The 17,738-nt window shown below is 34.9% G+C and carries 15 protein-coding genes and 3 tRNA genes; 5 read left to right on the plus strand and 13 right to left on the minus strand.

The annotated features are described in order from the left end of the window. Nucleotides 1-42: 42 nt before the first annotated feature. The 13 genes from RU87_RS00005 to RU87_RS00065 all read right to left on the minus strand — a co-directional run bounded on the left by RU87_RS00005 (nucleotide 43) and on the right by RU87_RS00065 (nucleotide 10,438). A tRNA-Met gene (locus RU87_RS00005) sits at nucleotides 43-116 on the minus strand. Nucleotides 117-152: 36 nt separating this feature from the next. Next, nucleotides 153-242 (minus strand) — tRNA-Ser (locus RU87_RS00010). A 5-nt stretch (nucleotides 243-247) separates the two neighbouring features. After that, nucleotides 248-319 (minus strand) — tRNA-Glu (locus RU87_RS00015). 128 nt (nucleotides 320-447) lie between these two features. Next, nucleotides 448-1,305: a LysM peptidoglycan-binding domain-containing protein gene (locus RU87_RS00020; RefSeq protein ID WP_082782114.1), complete on the minus strand. Its 858-nt coding sequence runs from the start codon at nucleotides 1,303-1,305 to the stop codon at nucleotides 448-450. 79 nt (nucleotides 1,306-1,384) lie between these two features. Next, on the minus strand, nucleotides 1,385-3,280 hold the full coding sequence (locus tag RU87_RS00025) for an acyltransferase family protein (RefSeq protein ID WP_068160078.1): 1,896 nt from the start codon (nucleotides 3,278-3,280) through the stop codon (nucleotides 1,385-1,387). After that, on the minus strand, nucleotides 3,270-3,998 hold the full coding sequence (locus RU87_RS00030) for an MORN repeat-containing protein (protein WP_068160076.1): 729 nt from the start codon (nucleotides 3,996-3,998) through the stop codon (nucleotides 3,270-3,272). The genes RU87_RS00025 and RU87_RS00030 overlap by 11 nt, the downstream gene beginning before the upstream one ends. A 117-nt stretch (nucleotides 3,999-4,115) precedes the next feature. Next, on the minus strand, nucleotides 4,116-6,119 hold the full coding sequence (gene ftsH, locus RU87_RS00035; protein ID WP_068160073.1) for an ATP-dependent zinc metalloprotease FtsH: 2,004 nt from the start codon (nucleotides 6,117-6,119) through the stop codon (nucleotides 4,116-4,118). A 146-nt stretch (nucleotides 6,120-6,265) separates the two neighbouring features. After that, nucleotides 6,266-6,814 (minus strand): hypoxanthine phosphoribosyltransferase, encoded by a 549-nt coding sequence (gene hpt, locus RU87_RS00040; protein WP_068160070.1) that lies wholly within the window; start codon nucleotides 6,812-6,814, stop codon nucleotides 6,266-6,268. Between the two features lie 7 nt (nucleotides 6,815-6,821). Next, the gene (gene tilS / locus RU87_RS00045; RefSeq protein WP_068160069.1) at nucleotides 6,822-8,060 is read right to left on the minus strand and encodes a tRNA lysidine(34) synthetase TilS; all 1,239 of its coding nucleotides are present in this window, start codon (nucleotides 8,058-8,060) and stop codon (nucleotides 6,822-6,824) included. Next, nucleotides 8,057-9,376 carry a serine hydrolase gene (locus RU87_RS00050; RefSeq protein WP_068160066.1) on the minus strand — a complete coding sequence of 440 codons (1,320 nt, stop codon included), beginning with the start codon at nucleotides 9,374-9,376 and terminating at the stop codon, nucleotides 8,057-8,059. The genes tilS and RU87_RS00050 overlap by 4 nt, the downstream gene beginning before the upstream one ends. A gap of 24 nt (nucleotides 9,377-9,400) precedes the next feature. Then, nucleotides 9,401-9,742, minus strand: coding sequence for a hypothetical protein (locus tag RU87_RS00055; protein ID WP_068160058.1), 342 nt, complete (start codon nucleotides 9,740-9,742; stop codon nucleotides 9,401-9,403). After that, the gene (locus RU87_RS00060; protein WP_082782113.1) at nucleotides 9,739-10,146 is read right to left on the minus strand and encodes an FtsB family cell division protein; all 408 of its coding nucleotides are present in this window, start codon (nucleotides 10,144-10,146) and stop codon (nucleotides 9,739-9,741) included. The genes RU87_RS00055 and RU87_RS00060 overlap by 4 nt, the downstream gene beginning before the upstream one ends. Nucleotides 10,147-10,177: 31 nt before the next feature. Beyond that, complete coding sequence (locus RU87_RS00065; protein ID WP_068160127.1) at nucleotides 10,178-10,438, minus strand: RNA-binding S4 domain-containing protein; 261 nt, start codon at nucleotides 10,436-10,438, stop codon at nucleotides 10,178-10,180. A 321-nt stretch (nucleotides 10,439-10,759) separates the two neighbouring features. Between RU87_RS00065 and RU87_RS00070 the strand changes: the two genes are divergently transcribed. The 5 genes from RU87_RS00070 (at nucleotide 10,760) to RU87_RS00090 (ending at nucleotide 17,728) form a co-directional block, all read left to right on the plus strand. Continuing rightward, complete coding sequence (locus RU87_RS00070; RefSeq protein ID WP_068160052.1) at nucleotides 10,760-10,954, plus strand: DUF951 domain-containing protein; 195 nt, start codon at nucleotides 10,760-10,762, stop codon at nucleotides 10,952-10,954. Nucleotides 10,955-11,007: 53 nt separating this feature from the next. Next, nucleotides 11,008-12,123 (plus strand): redox-regulated ATPase YchF, encoded by a 1,116-nt coding sequence (ychF, locus tag RU87_RS00075; protein WP_068160044.1) that lies wholly within the window; start codon nucleotides 11,008-11,010, stop codon nucleotides 12,121-12,123. Between the two features lie 91 nt (nucleotides 12,124-12,214). Then, nucleotides 12,215-12,784, plus strand: a complete 570-nt coding sequence (gene pth / locus RU87_RS00080; protein ID WP_068160034.1) for an aminoacyl-tRNA hydrolase — start codon at nucleotides 12,215-12,217, stop codon at nucleotides 12,782-12,784. Further along, the gene (mfd, locus tag RU87_RS00085; protein WP_068160012.1) at nucleotides 12,781-16,281 is read left to right on the plus strand and encodes a transcription-repair coupling factor; all 3,501 of its coding nucleotides are present in this window, start codon (nucleotides 12,781-12,783) and stop codon (nucleotides 16,279-16,281) included. The genes pth and mfd overlap by 4 nt, the downstream gene beginning before the upstream one ends. Beyond that, on the plus strand, nucleotides 16,262-17,728 hold the full coding sequence (locus RU87_RS00090; protein WP_068160002.1) for an oligosaccharide flippase family protein: 1,467 nt from the start codon (nucleotides 16,262-16,264) through the stop codon (nucleotides 17,726-17,728). The genes mfd and RU87_RS00090 overlap by 20 nt, the downstream gene beginning before the upstream one ends. Nucleotides 17,729-17,738 lie beyond the last annotated feature (10 nt).

The following is a 17,738-nucleotide window of genomic DNA, read 5'->3' on the forward strand; positions in this document are numbered from 1 at the left end:
GACGTGATAACCGCTACACTACGGGACCTTCTGAGAAAAATATTGCGGGAGCAGGATTTGAACCTACGACCTTCGGGTTATGAGCCCGACGAGCTACCGAGCTGCTCCATCCCGCGATAATCATATAAAAAATAATTAGGAATTGTTCCTAAAGGAGGATTAGGGATTCGAACCCTAGCACGCTTTTACACGTCTGACGGTTTTCAAGACCGTTCCCTTCAGCCAGACTTGGGTAATCCTCCATAAATAGTCCGTACGGGATTCGAACCCGTGATACCGCCGTGAAAAGGCGGTGTCTTAACCCCTTGACCAACGGACCAGGGTTTGTTAACTTTTTGAGATACCTCAATCAGCAACAAAAATAATTATATCGTAATTCCACGTCCCCGTCAAGCATTTTTTTAAAAAAATTTTACTTAACTTGGTAAATCCTTTTAAACACTGGATTTATAAGGCCCAATGAGCCATACCACCGTGATTAAATAAATAGATTGCACCTTCGATTTGTTCTGCTACTCCACCATCATATCCACGATATCCTGGTGATAATTGGAATAAACCATAATAACCAAGTGAATTTTTAATGTTCAGCATCCAGCCGCTCTCTCTTGAAATAATATAATCCCATTGACTCGCAGGTACTCCTGTACGTGATTGTAACTGTGTTAAAACATAAGTTCTTTCTTCTTTTGACAACCCTCCCGCAACCACTTTGTTGCCGTTGTCAACCGAAACTGCTGGTAAAGATTGTTCTTGTGGGACAGCATCAGTCTCTACTTTCTCAACTTTGGTAACGACAGGAGGAGTACTTTCTTCTTTAACAACATATGACTTAGAAAAATGAAGCACTTGTCCTGCAACTATATCTTGTGCATTTTCTATGTTATTTTGTTGCATAATAGATGGCATTGTCGTACCAAATTTTTCTGAGATACCTGATAAAGAATCGCCTGATGCTATAGTATAGGTAACTAAATCAGTATCTTCGATAACAGGTTGTACGGCTGGCTCTTTCTGCTCAGGTTGAGATGTTTGTTCAAGCTGCGTAGGTGATTCAGGCACAGGGTTTGTGACTGACATCTGTTTAATCGTTTCCTTTGTCGTAGATTTTTTAGCATCTACAGAAACTACTTCTTTTACTTTAACGGGTGTTGTTTGTGTATCAGCCTCATATTTTGAATCATTTCCAAAAACAAGAAACACAGTGATACCAAATGATAACCCAATCAAACCTATGGCAATAACCATGGGAAACAAAAGATTCTTTAATCTTTGATTTATTTTTTTATTATTTAAATTAAACATATACTAATAGTGTAACATGAAGTGATATCAAAAAAAGCCCTGTAACAGACTCTTCATAAATTGTTATATATTCGTAATGTTAAGGTTTTCCCGATGATTTTGACACCTTATTCAAGCTCTTAGCGACTAAATCTAAATACTGACTTGAAACATCCGGCTTACCGCCAAAATGGATTTTATCTGCCCATAATTCACTTGATTGTGGTGAAATGAAAGTAGCCCAATCAGCCAATTGTACCCATTTATATTTTTTGGAAATATCTAATAACTGCGTGTTAAACTGATTTATTACAGTCATATTATTACCATCAAAAGGCGTAACAAAAACAATGCGTGTCCCCTTAGGACTTTCGTCAATAATTTTTTGCACATCTGAAATCATGTTATCTGTAACATTAGCTCCTGCCGAAATAATGAGATAACGGCCTAGCGTATGATCTTTGAGTTTTTTTGCAAATAAATCATAAATAGTATTATAGTTTCTTCCGACTTCAGCATCAATATCTGCATCTGGTAAAATTGTTGTCAGATATGGCACAACACCAACCATAACAGAATCTCCCAAAACTGTTTGTGTTGAATTTAAAACAGTATCCGATACTGTCGCCACATCTTTCAACACTGCCTGTGTTGATTGTGGATTTGTACTAGTTGAAAATCCTAATGTAGGATTTTCCCAAGTCGTATTTGCAAATATATCATTACCTGTGTCAATTAAGTTTTGTGCCAACATACCTTGTTGATTCAAATCTGTCATTGTTTTACTAATTTGCGCTTCGTTGATACTTTGTTCAATTTTAGATATTTTAGGAGCAGAAATGGCAATAGCCAAGCCCATAAGCCCTATCCCGAAAATACCAACATAAAAAAGTTTACGCCGCATAAACGTCGGCAGTTCTTTTCCATGAAAATACGGCTCTACATAGTAATAAACAAAACTTGCACACGCTAATGAAACGACAAAACTTAACACACCAGCTATAAACACTTGATGGATAAAGTTAGATATAATCAACCAAACCGGCCAATGAAATAGATACACGCTATAAGATGTATCAGCTAACATCGTCAAAACTTTAGGTTCTTCAACAGTTATACGCTCGTTTAGTATGCGAAACTGAATAATCAAGATACCTGCAATCACACTCGCTGCAATAAGATTAGTTCTAATCGTCCAAATGCTTTCAAATTTACCAAATATTGTCAAACCTAACAAGCAGAACAAGGGTATAATTGTCCACAATAACCATTTATTCATTGGATAATTAGCAAATTTTTCACGTTGATGTGTATCAATTTTAATGCCGACAAAAACAGAAATAATAGCACCAATAAAAAACGGAAACATGTGTGTGCCAAAAGAAAAGTAGCTATAACTTAAATATTTCGGATCAAAAGTCACTTGAAGCCTTATAATTGAAAAGATAATCAAGATAGAACTAATCAGAAGCACTAATAATCGTGTATACCCAAGCAAAAGTTTACCATTCTTGTTGAAATATCTCAGCAACATCACAATAGCAAATAATAGCACACCCCAAATCAGATAAAATAAAAATTCAAGTGATAATGTCCAAGTATGAACAAATAATTTCGGCGTCTGTTGTGCTTCATATGATGAGCCAGATAAAATTTCAAACCTGTTCGTTGCAAAACCAATAGCTGCAGCTACTTGCTTAGCTAGATTTGCCCGAAAATCAGAAGGTAGCAGTAATGTGAAAGGTAATATGCTACCAATCATCAAAACAAGTGGTGGAAATATCCTTAAAAAGCGCCGTTTATAATAGTTTAATAAATCAAATCCATCTGATTTTTCAAGCTCAATAAAAAATAATGAGGTAATCAAATAGCCTGAAAATACGAAAAAAATATCAACCCCGATGAAGCCACCAGGAAATTGTTTGACAAAAAAATGATATAGTAATACTAAAACAAGGCCAATAATTCTAACTAATGAAAACCATCTAATTCTCATTTTGAGGTACTCCAGACTTAAATTTACTTGTTATTGTTTGACCTAAGATAGTGGTGTAAGTTCCCTGTCCGTTAGGTAAACCGCGTCCCCAATCTCCTTGATAACTGGCTTTATTAGAAAAGAGCATATTGCCTTGCCATGTTCCTGCAAATCGCCAATTTCCAGTATAAGAAAAATGAGTTGTTTTTGTTACAAATTGATCAGCATTTCTTTTTACAACCGTATGATCTTTCATCTCGACAGTCGTGTTTTTATCAGTTGTTTGCTTAACAGTATACCCATCTTTTTTTTGATAGTTGACAGGACCATTAATTTTTCCTGATTTAAATTTTGCTGTTAATAGGTTACCAGATTTATCGGTTACAACAGCATTACCAGAAAATTGTCCATTCTCTAAGCCACCCTTATAAACAAAAGACTTGTCCAATGATGCCTGGGTTGCTTGACTTGAAAAACTAATCACATCTGTCGAATACAGATAGGCTAAGACAATCACAAAAAGACTAACAATAATTGCTAGTGTTTGACTACTTAGTTTTTTATATTTTATATAAGGATTCTGTTTATTCTTTCTTATAGGTACATCAACCATCTGAGAGTTATGTTCAGATTCAGATGTATCAGAAAAATGATTATCATCTTCTTGTTTATTTTGAGTTAGATCTAAGCGTCTTTTCGCCTCTAACTCTGCTAATTTTTCTTTAAAAGTTTGAGCCATTTTATTTTTCCTTAGCTGTAACGTCAAATTATTATACCATAGAAAAAACAAAAAATCAGACTAAATATCTGATTTTCATTGACTATTTTTTCTTTTAAAATGACTTAATCATTCTGTTTATGCTTCATCGTTTTGCTCGTTTACAGCCTTCAAAGTCTCTTCAAATGTTGATGGTTCAACTTCCTCTGCTTCTGTAACATCAGTATTAGGCATCTTACCAGTTTCAAATAATGACTTAATTTGGCTAGCATCCAGCGTCTCATGTTCTAACAAAGCAAGCGCAATTGCTTTATGTTGCTCACGATGATTTTCAATAATCTCATGTGCTTTTTGATGTGCTTCATTAATAATACTGCGTACTTCTTCATCAATAGCTTGAGCTGTGTATTCACTATATCCTTTAGTCTGACCATAATCACGACCAACAAAAACAGCTTGAGAATTACCTTCCAGTGTTACAGTACCTAATCTTTCAGACATACCATACTGAGTCACCATACTACGAGCAAGCTGTGTAGCCTGTTCAAAGTCATTTGAGGCACCAGTCGTTATGGCATTGAAAATAATTTCTTCAGCAGTACGACCACCAAGAAGACCAGCTAAACGTTCTTGCATATCTTCTTTAGACAGTAGGAATTGATCTTCTTTAGGTAGAGAAATCATATACCCACCAGCGCGACCACGAGGGACGATCGTTACTTTGTGAACGAAGCTTGCATTAGATAGAACAAGACCAACAATTGTATGTCCTGCTTCGTGATAGGCAACCATTTCACGTTCACGTTCAGAGATACGTTTATCTTTCTTAGCAGGACCAGCAATCACACGATCTTCTGCTTCATCGATATCAGACGCATCGATAAGTGTTTTATTGCGTCTAGCTGCAACAAGCGCTGCCTCATTCAAGACGTTTTCTAAATCTGCACCAACAAAACCAGGGGTTTGTTGCGCAACCACTTTTAAGTTTACGTCATCTGCCAACGGTTTATTTTTAGCATGGACACGTAAAACAGCTTCTCGACCCTTAACATCTGGTGCACCAACCAATACTTTACGGTCAAAACGACCTGGACGTAATAAGGCTGGGTCTAACACGTCAGAACGGTTTGTCGCAGCAATAACGATGACAGCTTCATTACTTTCATTGAAACCATCCATCTCAACCAATAATTGGTTAAGTGTTTGTTCACGCTCATCGTTTCCGCCACCCATACCAGCGCCACGTTGTCGACCGACAGCGTCAATTTCATCAATAAAAACAATAGCTGGTGCATTTTTCTTGGCGTTTTCAAATAAATCCCGAACTCGAGATGCACCAACCCCAACAAACATCTCTACGAAATCAGAACCTGAAATAGAGAAGAATGGTACTCCAGCTTCGCCAGCTACCGCTTTAGCAAGTAATGTTTTACCAGTACCTGGAGGTCCCTCAAGTAAAACACCTGCAGGAATTCTCGCGCCTAGGGCATGATATTTTTTAGGATTCTTCAAAAAGTCAACAACTTCAACAAGCTCTTGTTTTTCTTCATCTGATCCCGCAACATCAGAAAAACGAACCTTAATCGTTTCTTTACCTTGCGATTTAGCTTTAGACTTCCCAAAGTTCATTGGGTTGCCGCCACCGTTGGCACCACCACCACGCATGCCGCCCATCATCATGTATAGGAAGCCTATCATTAATAGAAGAGGTAACCAAGAACCCAGAATACTTAGCCAGATTCCGTTTGATGCTTCTGCTTTAACAGATACCTTAACGTTTTCTTTATCAGCTATTTTTTGTAGATCACTGATTGTTGTATCAGTTGGCAAAATCAAGCTAGTAAATTTTGTTACTTTACTTGATTTATTAGGAATTAAAGAAAAGTTTGTATTAGATTTAACTGTTTTAGCTGTTTTATATTCCCCAGATACAGAGATTAACGAAGCAGAAGGTTGATAAGATAATTCTTTTATCTCACCAGCTTTCAAACTTTTAACTAATGCTGTGTAATCCACTTTGTCAACCGAGTCACTATTGGCACCTTTAAAAAAGTATTGGAAACCAACAACCGCAACAATTATCATAATGACCCATAAGAATGAGTTCTTTATAAATCCTGTGTTTTTATTTTTATTATTCATAAATCCCTTGTCTAATTTATTTTATTCAAATATTATGACAAATTTTGATACAAATGTCTATTATTTAAGAGCCGTTTTGACTAATATCAGTCTTTAGACTGATATTCATATTAAGTCATTCAGACAATGAATCTCATAGCGCTAACTTAATCTTTATCTTGATAAATTTCTTCTTTTAAAATACCAATATAAGGCAAATTACGAAAATGTTCATCATAATCAAGACCAAACCCAACTAAAAATTCGTTAGGTAAGCTAAACCCAACATAATCAGCTTCAATCTCAACAACACGTCCTTCTGGTTTATCGACGAGTGTCACAATCTTCACTGAATTTGCTTTACGATGAAGTAGTAGTTGTTTTAAATATAAAAGTGTTCGGCCAGTATCAATGATATCCTCAACGATAATGATATCGCGACCTTCAACAGATGTGTCCAAATCTTTTACCATCTTGACTTCACCTGATGAACTTGTACCACCATGATAACTTGAAACGACCATAAAATCCATCTCAATATGTGTATCAATACGTTTGGTTAGCTCTGCAAAAAAAGGTACTGATCCTTTTAAAATGGCAACCATAAGAGGGTTTTTATCGCTATATTCCTCAGTTAAAATACGACCAATTTCACGTGATTTCTCACAAATTTCATCTTCAGTTACTAAAACTTGTTTAATTGTTTTTTCTAACATGGCTGCACTATCTCTTTTCCCTATAATAAAGTGTTCTTTTTATTTTAGCATGTTTCAGCGATTTACTCAAATCAGTAACAAGAACATCTAACACCCCATAAATTTGATCATTGACAACAACCAAAGGATTCCCACGTTTTTTTAATGCTATCTTGTTATCAATAAAGTATCGACGTATTTTTTTATCAATACCGTTGACTTGTACACGATCACCAGGTTCACGTTTTCTAATAACTATCTGTCCTTGATTTGGTAGGTCTACTTGATTATATTCACCTTCTACAAATGGCGTAAGAGATGTTTCAAATTCAGTCGAATTTGAGCTTTCTTCGATGTAAAAGTAGTAACGGTCTTTTACAAAATTATAATGAGCTGAGATGGCATTGAAGTATTGTCCTTCACGATTAATGATATGTAATAGTTCATCAAACTTAGCTTTGGAAACTTCTAACAAAGGAAATTGACTGATATACTCTTGTAAAATAAAGTACTGCATCTCAGATAATTCACGACCAAATTCGATCAAATCAATTTTTTCAGCACCTGAAAAAGCTCTAGCACTATAACTCACCACAGTCATCGCCTTATTGATTTCTGCTATCAGACTTGCTAAATGATCCGAAAACTTTGGGTTTTCTTTTTCAAACGCAGGTAAGTACAAGTTTCGCACACGATTTCTCAAATACGTGTTCTCAGCATTAGATGCGTCTTCAAAATAGTCTGTCGTTTCAAACTCTGACTTTTCAAAAGATAAAAGAGGTCTAATCAGTTCCAAATGTGCAATTGAGGGGCCAAAAGATTGAACGGATTTCATACTTGTCATATGACGTAAACGAGAGCCACGTATCTGTCTTATCAAAAAATTTTCTATCAGATCATTTTTGTGATGTGCAGTCACTAATGCTGAAATAGTATGTTCTGTCATAATCGTCTCAAAAAAATGATACCTAAACTCTCTTGCTTTTTCCTCAGAGAAAGCACCTACATATTCAGCAGAGTAAAAAGGTATCTTTAAACGTTTCATTTTTTCGCTTAATTGGCTTTCTTCAATATCTGATTCTGGTCTTTGCTTATGATTAACATGCGCAACACTTAAGCTAATTCCTAGTGCATCTTTAGCTTCATATAACCAATCAAACAAAGTCATTGAATCAATGCCACCAGAAACTGCAATCAACACATGATTGTGTTGATCAAAGTGACCTGCCTCACCAACGAGAGTTAAAAATTTTTGATATGCTGTCACTTCATCACCTCATAAACATCTTTTGATATGTCTGCTAATACGTCATTACCTGTGCTGTTACTCGTTTCTATTACTAAAATATATGGCGTATCAGTAAATATAACAGCGGCATCATGGTTGAATTCATCTGCGGTTCCAATTTTATGCGCGACTTTTACTGTTTTAGGTAAATTAGCCGGAATTCTTTGTGCATCAAAATCTGTCCCTACCAAAGCATCAAAACTTACGCCACCTTCATGATATAGTGCCTCTAATACACGTCCGACCATTTCTGAGGAAGCTTCCCTCTCGACTGGATTCCAACTCTGACCTGAAATTGTTGTGATTTCAGATTGGAAATCGTTTGAAAATTGGTTCGTTTCATAATAAGCAAGCATATTACTCGCCACATTATCTGAATTTTTTGCAGTGCGATTGATCAAATCTAACAGACTATAAGACTGATTATCGGCAGTTTTTGGTAGAAAACCTGTCCCTTCAGTTTGAAAGGCACCCGTAAACGAATTGACTAGCACGTTGTAACTTAATTGATCAGACAGACTTATCTTGCCCTCAATAATCTTTTTTTGTGTCCAGTAAAGAATTGGTAACTTACTCAAACTTGCTGAATACATCATTTTAGAAGAGTTGACACCAGATGTAAATCCACTGTCAAGATCTTTTACATATATTGACAAGTTATCTCGGTTGTACTTTTGATTGAGCATTGTCTGTACAGCATCTAATTTAGGGTTCTTAGTTGTTACTTGATCAGCACTAATCCAACCTTCTTTACCATCATCAAGCGATACGCCATAATAAGTTCCCCAATTTGTTATGGCTATCTTACTTGCTTTAAAACGATCACCTTTTGTCGTCTTTTTGTAACTTTCATTGTCAAAAGTTGTAAATGGCTTTTTCAGTATCTCTGTATCTGATATCAAATATACTGTTTGATTAGAATCTTTCATTGAAGTTACGACATCAGAAATAATATCTGTTTGCGTATTTGCAACAAAACTACCATCTGCTAAGCTTAGGGCCTTAGGCGATATACCGATGATTTTTAAATGCGTCTTAGCAGGAATTTTGGGTCCCTTAATAGTCATACCCAAATCAGTATACGATTGTATCTCTTTGACATTCACTGCAGATTTTGGGATGGTAGACCAAGTTTTATCACTTAAACTTTGGGTTGCCGCTTTTGTATTACCCAAATTTGTCATACTCTCCACGGTGAGCATTTTAGGAAATGGGAGCACTGCTGGTAAAATCATCATGCCAAAAACAAGCCAACGCGTTAAATAGTTTATCTTATTTTTTATCTTGTCTTGCATTATCTAAAACCTTATCTATCATCTTCATAAATCTCTGACTTTTTGATTTTTAATTTGTAATACTTTCAATGTTTCCAAAGTAGTAGCTATTTTATGTTCAAATTTTTCTAAAAAATCTTCTGAAATTAGAGATAGTTCTATTTTTTTATCTTCTCGTATCAGTTTAATTTTAAGATTATGAAGTGTTTCATTTTTGTAAAATTTTTCACCAGATGGTATTTCTGACCATCTTAACAATCCTGTTAACCTATCTTGTTTTTCAACGTAAAGATGACCTAAACTTAATAGGTCATCTTCTGATATTTCTGATGTAGCTATTGTGATAAACACACCAAAACGGGAAATATTTTTCACATAACCAATCATTTTTTATCTGTAACCCCACCATCAGATAACTCAGAGATAGGAAATACCTTCTCGCCATCTTTTGAGTACAAATATTTTGCCCTTGCATATTTTTCAATAAAAGTAGGATCTTGCAATTTGTCAACATTTGCTTTTTTAATAGCAAGTTGACGATCTAGTTGAGCAGACTGTTTTTCAGATTTTATTTTTAAAGTACGACGACTTTGCAAAACTTGATATGATTTTATTAAATTAATCGTAGGTAACATCATAACTAAGATAATCACAATCAAAATCATCGCTAAATAACGTCGTTTAGGATTCTTATGGGTCACTTCTTGCATCTGATTTAATTGCTGAGTTGTATACTCATTATTTAATCTGACTATTTTTTTATTAGCGATGACTACTCTCCTTTTCATCATATTAATTTGAAAATAACTGCTATAAATAAGATTATGACTCTACACGAGTCTCTGATAAAATTTCATACATTTTATCAGCATCTTCTTTTTTTGTAGAGTCTTTCATATCCAATACGCGAACTTCCAAGATTTTATTACCAAAAGCAATCGTTACGACATCATTGTATTTAACATCTGATGAACTTTTAGCTAACAGTCCATTCAGTTTGATACGTCCTTTATCAGCGACCTCTTTAGCAACCGTTCTTCTTTTTATTATTCTAGAAACTTTTAAATATTTGTCTAATCTCATAGCATACATTATAGCATATCTTGACCTAAATTGTACAATCAGATATTTTAAAAAACCTTTGTTTATAAGACCTATTAACAGTTATCAGGTACTGACGTATCTGTATATCCTGTTGATTTAAGTATCGCCAAACCTCACCTACACAAATTAAGAACAGATGAGTTAACCTACTTTGTCTTCTGCATCATTTTTTTACTCACATCGTATAAGACTAATCCTTAAAACGACTAGCAATAAGATTACCAAGCTTGGCACGAGTTGTCTTTTCACCAGTATTTTGTTAAAATATAATGAAAATGTTTCGGGCTTACGGAGGGACTAATGTACAATTTAGGTGATTTTGTTGAAATGAAAAAACCTCATGCTTGTCTAGTTAAAGCAACTGGAAAAAAAGCTAATCATTGGGAAATTCTACGTTTAGGTGCAGATATCAAAATACGTTGCACTAACTGTGATCACCTTGTCATGATGCCAAGAAATGAGTTTAACAAAAAATTGAAAAAAGTTTTGAATTAAGAAAGGAGTTTATATCTATTTGTTTGTTTTAAAATAGATATAACAACTATACTATGGCTTTAACAGCAGGAATTGTCGGACTACCTAACGTAGGTAAATCTACACTATTTAACGCAATCACACAAGCAGGGGCAGAAGCAGCTAATTACCCATTTGCCACAATTGATCCAAATGTTGGTACAGTTGAAGTACCTGATAAACGTTTAGATAAAATTACAGAATTGATCAAACCCAAAAAGACTATCCCAACTACTTTTGAATTTACAGATATTGCAGGGATTGTTAAAGGTGCATCAAAAGGTGAAGGACTTGGTAATAAATTTCTAGCCAATATTCGCGAAGTAGATGCGATTATCCACGTGGTCCGTGCGTTTGATGATGAAAACGTGATGCGAGAGCAAGGTCGTGAAAGTGATTTCGTCGATCCACTAGCAGATATCGACACCATTAATTTAGAATTAATTTTAGCAGATTTAGATTCTATTAACAAACGCTATGCGCGTGTTGAAAAAATTGCCCGTACACAAAAAGATAAAGACGCTGTTTTAGAGTTTAAAGTCTTAGAAAAAATCAAACCTGTACTCGAAGCAGGTAAATCTGCTAGAACAGTTGCCTTTGAAGATGATGAGTTAAAAGTTGTAAAATCACTCTTTCTACTCACCACTAAACCTGTTTTATACGTTGCAAACGTATCAGAAGATGCTGTCGGAGATCCTGAAAACATTGCTTATGTCAAACAAATTCGTGATTTTGCAACAACAGAAAATGCTGATACAGTCGTGATTTCTGCGCGTGTTGAAGAAGAAATTGCAGAACTAGATCAAGATGAAAAATTAGAATTTCTGGAAGCTATCGGACTTACTGAATCCGGTATTGACAAGTTGACACAAGTGGCTTATCATTTACTCGGACTTGGCACTTACTTTACAGCAGGAGAAAAAGAAGTTCGTGCTTGGACTTTCAAGCGTGGTATCAAAGCACCAGGTGCTGCTGGTATCATTCATAGTGATTTCGAAAAAGGATTTATCCGTGCTGTCACCATGTCTTATGATGATTTAGTTAAGTACGGCTCTGAAAAAGCTGTCAAAGAAGCTGGTCGTCTTCGAGAAGAAGGTAAAGAATATATCGTCCAAGATGGTGATATCTTGGAATTTCGTTTTAATGTCTAAGCGTCGAAAAAGCTGAAATTTTTATTTCAGTCTTTTTTGACGTTTACATAATTTACAGATAAGTAAAGTTGATGTAAAGGAGAATGTAAACTTGACAAAACTAATTGTAGGACTCGGTAATCCTGGTGATAAATATACACATACAAAACACAATATTGGATTTGATGTTTTAGATACGATCGCAGCTCAATTAAATGTTGCCTTTAAAAGAGATAAGACATTCATGTCAGATGTCGCTAGCACTTTTGTTGATGGTGAGAAAATCATTCTAGTAAAACCGGTTACGTTTATGAATGATTCAGGAAAAGCTGTTAAACCCATTTTAGCTTATAATGGATTAGTAGCTGAAGATATGACTGTAGTCTATGACGATCTAGATATGCCCGTAGGCAAATTAAGATTACGTCAAAAAGGTTCTGCAGGTGGGCATAATGGTATCAAATCGATCTCACAACATCTCAATACCCAGCAGTTTAATCGCATAAAAATTGGTATTGGTAGACCTAAAAACGGGATGACTGTTGTTAATCATGTACTGAGTAGATTTGATAAAGAAGATAATGACACGGCTGAACTAGGTATCATGCGGGCAACAGATGCATTACAAGCATTTATTAAAACCAATGATTTTAATCAGACAGGAAACCAATTTAACGGATGAAACTTACAGATTTGTTTGATACCAACCAAGTACTAACGAATTGGTATCGTAACCTTAACAAAACATCGCGTACGCTTTTCACGGGTATACAAGGTACAATAAAATCATTTATCATGGCTAGCGCCTTTAACAATAACCCTGATAAAATAATTGTCATCACAGATAACCAATACCATGCAAGTGAATTATATAATGACTTATCAGAATTCATAGGTGAAGAAAATGTATTCCAATATTTTTCTGATGATAATATTTTTGCAGAGTATGCAATCGCTAGTAAAGAAAGAATTGCCTATAGACTAGATGCACTTGGTTTTCTACAAGATAACTCCGCAACTGGTTTTTTAATTATACCAATTTTTGCATTACGTAACCTATTACCGGATCCTAATTACTTTAATTCATGCAACATCACCTTTACTATTGGTCAAGAATGTGACATTACTGAAATTTCCACTCAGTTATCAACGCTATCTTTTGAAGCAGTACAACGTGTCATGAGTCCTGGTGAGTTCTCTAAAAGAGGAGATATTTTAGATATCTATCCTTTAAATGCGGAGAATCCTATCCGAATTGAATTCTTTGGTGATGAGATTGATGGTATCCGTTTTTTTGATATTGACTCACAACGCTCATTACAAGAAATCAACACGATAACAATTACCCCTGCTTCTGACTTTATCTTGAGCCAAACAGATTTTGAAAGAGGAACCAACAAATTATCAAGTATCACCTATGAAAATGATAAACAAAAGTCATACTTTGAAGAATTAATCGCAGCTGCAAAACATCACTATTATCATCCCGATTTAAGAAAATTTAGTGAGTTCTTTTATGAGAAACAATGGACTTTACTAGATTATATTCCGAATCATACACAACTATTTATTGATGATTTTCAAAAAATTACTGAAATGAATCATAAAACAGCGCAAGAAACTGCTGAATTCGGCCTATCAGAAAAAATATTAAATCGTTCCATTGACGGTATGACATACCAATTCGATGTCATCCACCAGTTAAGACAATACAAACCTGCCACTTTCTTTTCTAATTTTCAAAAAGGTCTTGGTAATTTGAAGTTTGACCAGTTGCATAATTTTAATCAACATACGATGCAATCTTTTTTTGGTCAGCTATCTTTGTTAAAAATTGAATTAGAACATCTCACAAAGCTCAACTATACGGTTATTTTGACAATTTCTAGCGATAAACAACGTAAATTGACAGATGGTTTACTAGAAATTGACACTCCGTTTACATTAGCTAGTGAATCAAATATCCAAAAATCCAAAGTTAACATTGTCAACATGAACTTGACAAATGGGTTTAATCTGTTGGATGAAAAAATTGTATTTATCACAGAAAAAGAGATTTTTGGTAAAAACAAAAAAAGACGTACTAAAAGACTAAATATTACCAACGCAGAGAGACTCAAAGATTACAATGAGCTTGAAGTTGGTGATTTTGTCGTCCATCAAACACATGGTATCGGTAAATATCTTGGATTAGAGACGATTGAAATTGCAAATATGCATAGAGATTACCTAACGATCCAATATCAAAACAATGATACGATCTCTATACCGGTAGAGCAGGTCGATTTACTTACAAAATACTCAGCAGGTGAAGGCAAAGCACCTAAAATTAATAAACTTAATGATGGCCGATGGAAACGCACTGTCAAAACTGTCAGTAAGCAAATTGAAGATATATCTGAGGACTTGATTAAACTATATGCGATGAGAGAAAGTCAAAAAGGGTATGCATTTTTACCTGATGATCAAAGTCAACAAGAGTTTGATGAAGCGTTTGCCTATACTGAAACAGACGATCAACTACGCTCCGTTAATGAGATTAAAAAGGATATGGAAAGCGTAAGACCGATGGATCGATTATTGGTCGGAGATGTTGGTTTTGGGAAAACAGAAGTAGCGATGCGTGCTGCTTTTAAAGCAATCAATAATCATAAACAAGTTGCTATCTTAGTACCCACTACAGTTTTAGCAGAACAACATTATAATAATTTTAAAGAACGGTTTAATGAATTTGGTGTTAACGTTGCTGTTATGTCTAGATTTCAAACCAAAAAAGAACAAACGGATATTCTGGAAAAACTCAAAAAAGATAGAATTGATTTAATCATTGGGACACACCGTTTATTATCCAAAGATGTCGTCTTTTTTGATTTAGGGTTAATGATAATTGATGAAGAACAGCGATTTGGTGTCAAGCATAAAGAAAGACTTAAAGAGCTCAAAACTCAGGTTGATGTATTGACACTAACAGCAACACCAATCCCTAGAACGCTACATATGTCAATGATGGGAATCAGAGATTTATCAGTTATAGAAACACCACCAACTAATCGTTATCCAGTCCAAACTTATGTGATGGAGACAAACCCAAGTGTGCTTAGAGATGCTGTCCTAAGAGAAATTTCTCGTGGTGGACAAGTCTTTTACATTTACAACCGTGTTGACACAATAGAACAAAAAGTGTCGCAAATTTCTGAGCTGATCCCAGAAGCAAGAGTTAGTTATATACACGGACAAATGAGTGAAATACAACTAGAAAATACCTTGCTTGATTTTATAAATGGTGAGTATGATTTACTTGTTGCCACAACGATTATCGAAACTGGTGTTGATATTCCAAATGCTAACACACTATTTGTAGAGGATGCTGATAAGATGGGCCTTTCTCAACTTTATCAATTGCGTGGACGTGTCGGACGCTCTAACAGAGTAGCATATGCTTATTTCATGTATCAACCTGATAAGGCATTATCTGATGTTTCTGAAAAAAGACTAGAAGCAATTAAAGGCTTTACAGAATTAGGGTCAGGGTTTAAAATTGCCATGAGGGATTTGTCAATTCGTGGCTCAGGTAATATCCTGGGTGCTGAACAATCCGGTTTTATTGATTCAATTGGGTTTGATTTATATACACAACTTTTAGAAGAAGCCGTAAATAAACGTTTAGGTAAAACTGGAAAAGCCAAAAAATCGAACACAGAAATTAACCTAGCTATTGATGCTTTCTTGCCTTCAACCTATATTAGTGATCAACGGCAAAAAATTGAAATTTACAAACGTATCAGAGAGATTGAAAGTCGTGCATACTATCAAGATTTACAAGATGAATTAATTGATAGATTTGGAGAGTACCCTGATACTGTCGCCTATTTATTAGAAATTGGTTTATTGAAATACTTTGCTGATCATTCACTAGTTGACAAGATAGAGCTTAAACTTAACACTATCGTGTATAGTATGAGTAAACAGGCTAACAACTATTTTATGCCACAAGATTACTTTGATGCGTTATCCAAAACAAATTTAAAAGCTAAAATTGGTGAAGAGAGGGGACAGATGATGTTAAGATTTGATGTTAGAAATATATCACAAGCTGTATACTTATCTCAACTCATGTCCTTTACAGAACGTTTAAGTCATATAAGAGATGAGAAATCAAATGAAAAGACTGCTAGCTAATACGTTTAAAGGTGCAGGTATCCTTGCTATAGCAGGATTCATATCCAAGATTTTAGCTGCACTATACCGTTTTCCTTATCAAAATCTAGTTGGAGATCAAGGCTTCTATGCTTTCCAACAAGTTTACCCTTTCTATTCAATCATAACCACACTGTCATTAGTTGCTTTACCCAATTTTTTATCTAGTTTAATACACAGATCAGATGAACCAGAGCTAGATACACAACAATTTTTCCAGCTCTCTTTACTCTTATCTTTTGCTAGTTTTGTCATCTTGACAATTTTTAGTCAGCCCATTGCTAAATTAATGGGACAAGAAAAACTAGCCTCACCTTTGGTCATGGCCATATCACCTTTGTTACTAGTCCCTTTTTTATCTTTATACAGAGGTCTTTTACAGGGTCGTCATCAAATGGGAAAAACTGCTATCTCTCAAATTATAGAGCAAGTGTTTAGAGTGGTTTTGATTATCTTGGCAGCTGCATCTTTTCTTAAATTCTCCCCTAATATTTACACAGTTTCTTTCCTAGCGATGTTAGGATCCTTTGTAGGTGGACTATGTTCATTAGTTTACTTGATCGTTACAACTCCTTTACAATTAAAACAGTTGTTTACTAACTTCTTTTTATTAGCAGCTAAACTCAATATTATAAAAAAATTTGGGATATCTTCACTAATTTTCACTTTTTTCATGGTTTACATGCTGTTGTTGCAAATGATCGATGTCTTTTTTGTCAAGCATGCGCTGATGAATATATCACAGCCTATGAGCTCAAATGCAGCTGAAAAACTAAAAGGCGTTTATGATAGAGGTCAACCTTTTTTACAATTAGGACTTGTGATTACAACCTCTATTTTGACTGATGCCTTACCAAGGCTTTCAAAAAAAGGCCATATCCCTAGAAAAATTTGGCATGTTGTTATCCTGTTATCGGTTACGATCACAACAGGCTTATTTATTCTATTACCAACAATGAATGATATCTTATTTAAAAGTCATAGTCATGCGTTAAGCTTACAAATTTTTATCCTTCAAATTCCGCTTATTTCTATGATCCAACTATATCATCATGCTTTATTTTTAAAACATAAAAATAAAGCATCGGGTTATATATTACTGGTTGGCTTATGTCTTAAATTATTAACCGTTTATCCTCTAACTGTTGCTTATGGCATTCTTGGTGCGTCATTATCTAGTCTGTTTAGCTTGTTAGTCGTTGCCTTGCTTTATATGTGCTACAGTAAAATACACCCGCTTACTTTATTAACTAAACGATTTTATGTCGCACTCTTAGCAATGAGCCTAATTTTACTAATTGGTGACAATAGCTTAATTGTTGAAAATCGATTATTACAGCTACTAAAAGTCATGTTGCTTAGCATAATAGCTGCAGCCGTATTTCTAAAAATAAGTAAGTTTGAACTTAAGCAAATAAAAAAGAGCTGATGCTCTTTTT

Source organism: Pseudolactococcus plantarum (assembly GCF_002441715.1).
GTDB lineage: Bacteria > Bacillota > Bacilli > Lactobacillales > Streptococcaceae > Pseudolactococcus > Pseudolactococcus plantarum.

Coding starts and splice junctions, on each gene's coding strand:
- ftsH (WP_068160073.1), bottom strand. CDS start 6,119: ATGAATAATAAAAATAAAAACACAGGATTTATAAAGAACTCATTCTTA.
- RU87_RS00060 (WP_082782113.1), bottom strand. CDS start 10,146: ATGATGAAAAGGAGAGTAGTCATCGCTAATAAAAAAATAGTCAGATTA.
- RU87_RS00050 (WP_068160066.1), bottom strand. CDS start 9,376: ATGCAAGACAAGATAAAAAATAAGATAAACTATTTAACGCGTTGGCTT.
- hpt (WP_068160070.1), bottom strand. CDS start 6,814: ATGTTAGAAAAAACAATTAAACAAGTTTTAGTAACTGAAGATGAAATT.
- RU87_RS00020 (WP_082782114.1), bottom strand. CDS start 1,305: ATGTTTAATTTAAATAATAAAAAAATAAATCAAAGATTAAAGAATCTT.
- RU87_RS00030 (WP_068160076.1), bottom strand. CDS start 3,998: ATGGCTCAAACTTTTAAAGAAAAATTAGCAGAGTTAGAGGCGAAAAGA.
- RU87_RS00070 (WP_068160052.1), top strand. CDS start 10,760: ATGTACAATTTAGGTGATTTTGTTGAAATGAAAAAACCTCATGCTTGT.
- mfd (WP_068160012.1), top strand. CDS start 12,781: ATGAAACTTACAGATTTGTTTGATACCAACCAAGTACTAACGAATTGG.
- RU87_RS00065 (WP_068160127.1), bottom strand. CDS start 10,438: ATGAGATTAGACAAATATTTAAAAGTTTCTAGAATAATAAAAAGAAGA.
- RU87_RS00090 (WP_068160002.1), top strand. CDS start 16,262: ATGAAAAGACTGCTAGCTAATACGTTTAAAGGTGCAGGTATCCTTGCT.
- RU87_RS00025 (WP_068160078.1), bottom strand. CDS start 3,280: ATGAGAATTAGATGGTTTTCATTAGTTAGAATTATTGGCCTTGTTTTA.
- ychF (WP_068160044.1), top strand. CDS start 11,008: ATGGCTTTAACAGCAGGAATTGTCGGACTACCTAACGTAGGTAAATCT.
- RU87_RS00055 (WP_068160058.1), bottom strand. CDS start 9,742: ATGATTGGTTATGTGAAAAATATTTCCCGTTTTGGTGTGTTTATCACA.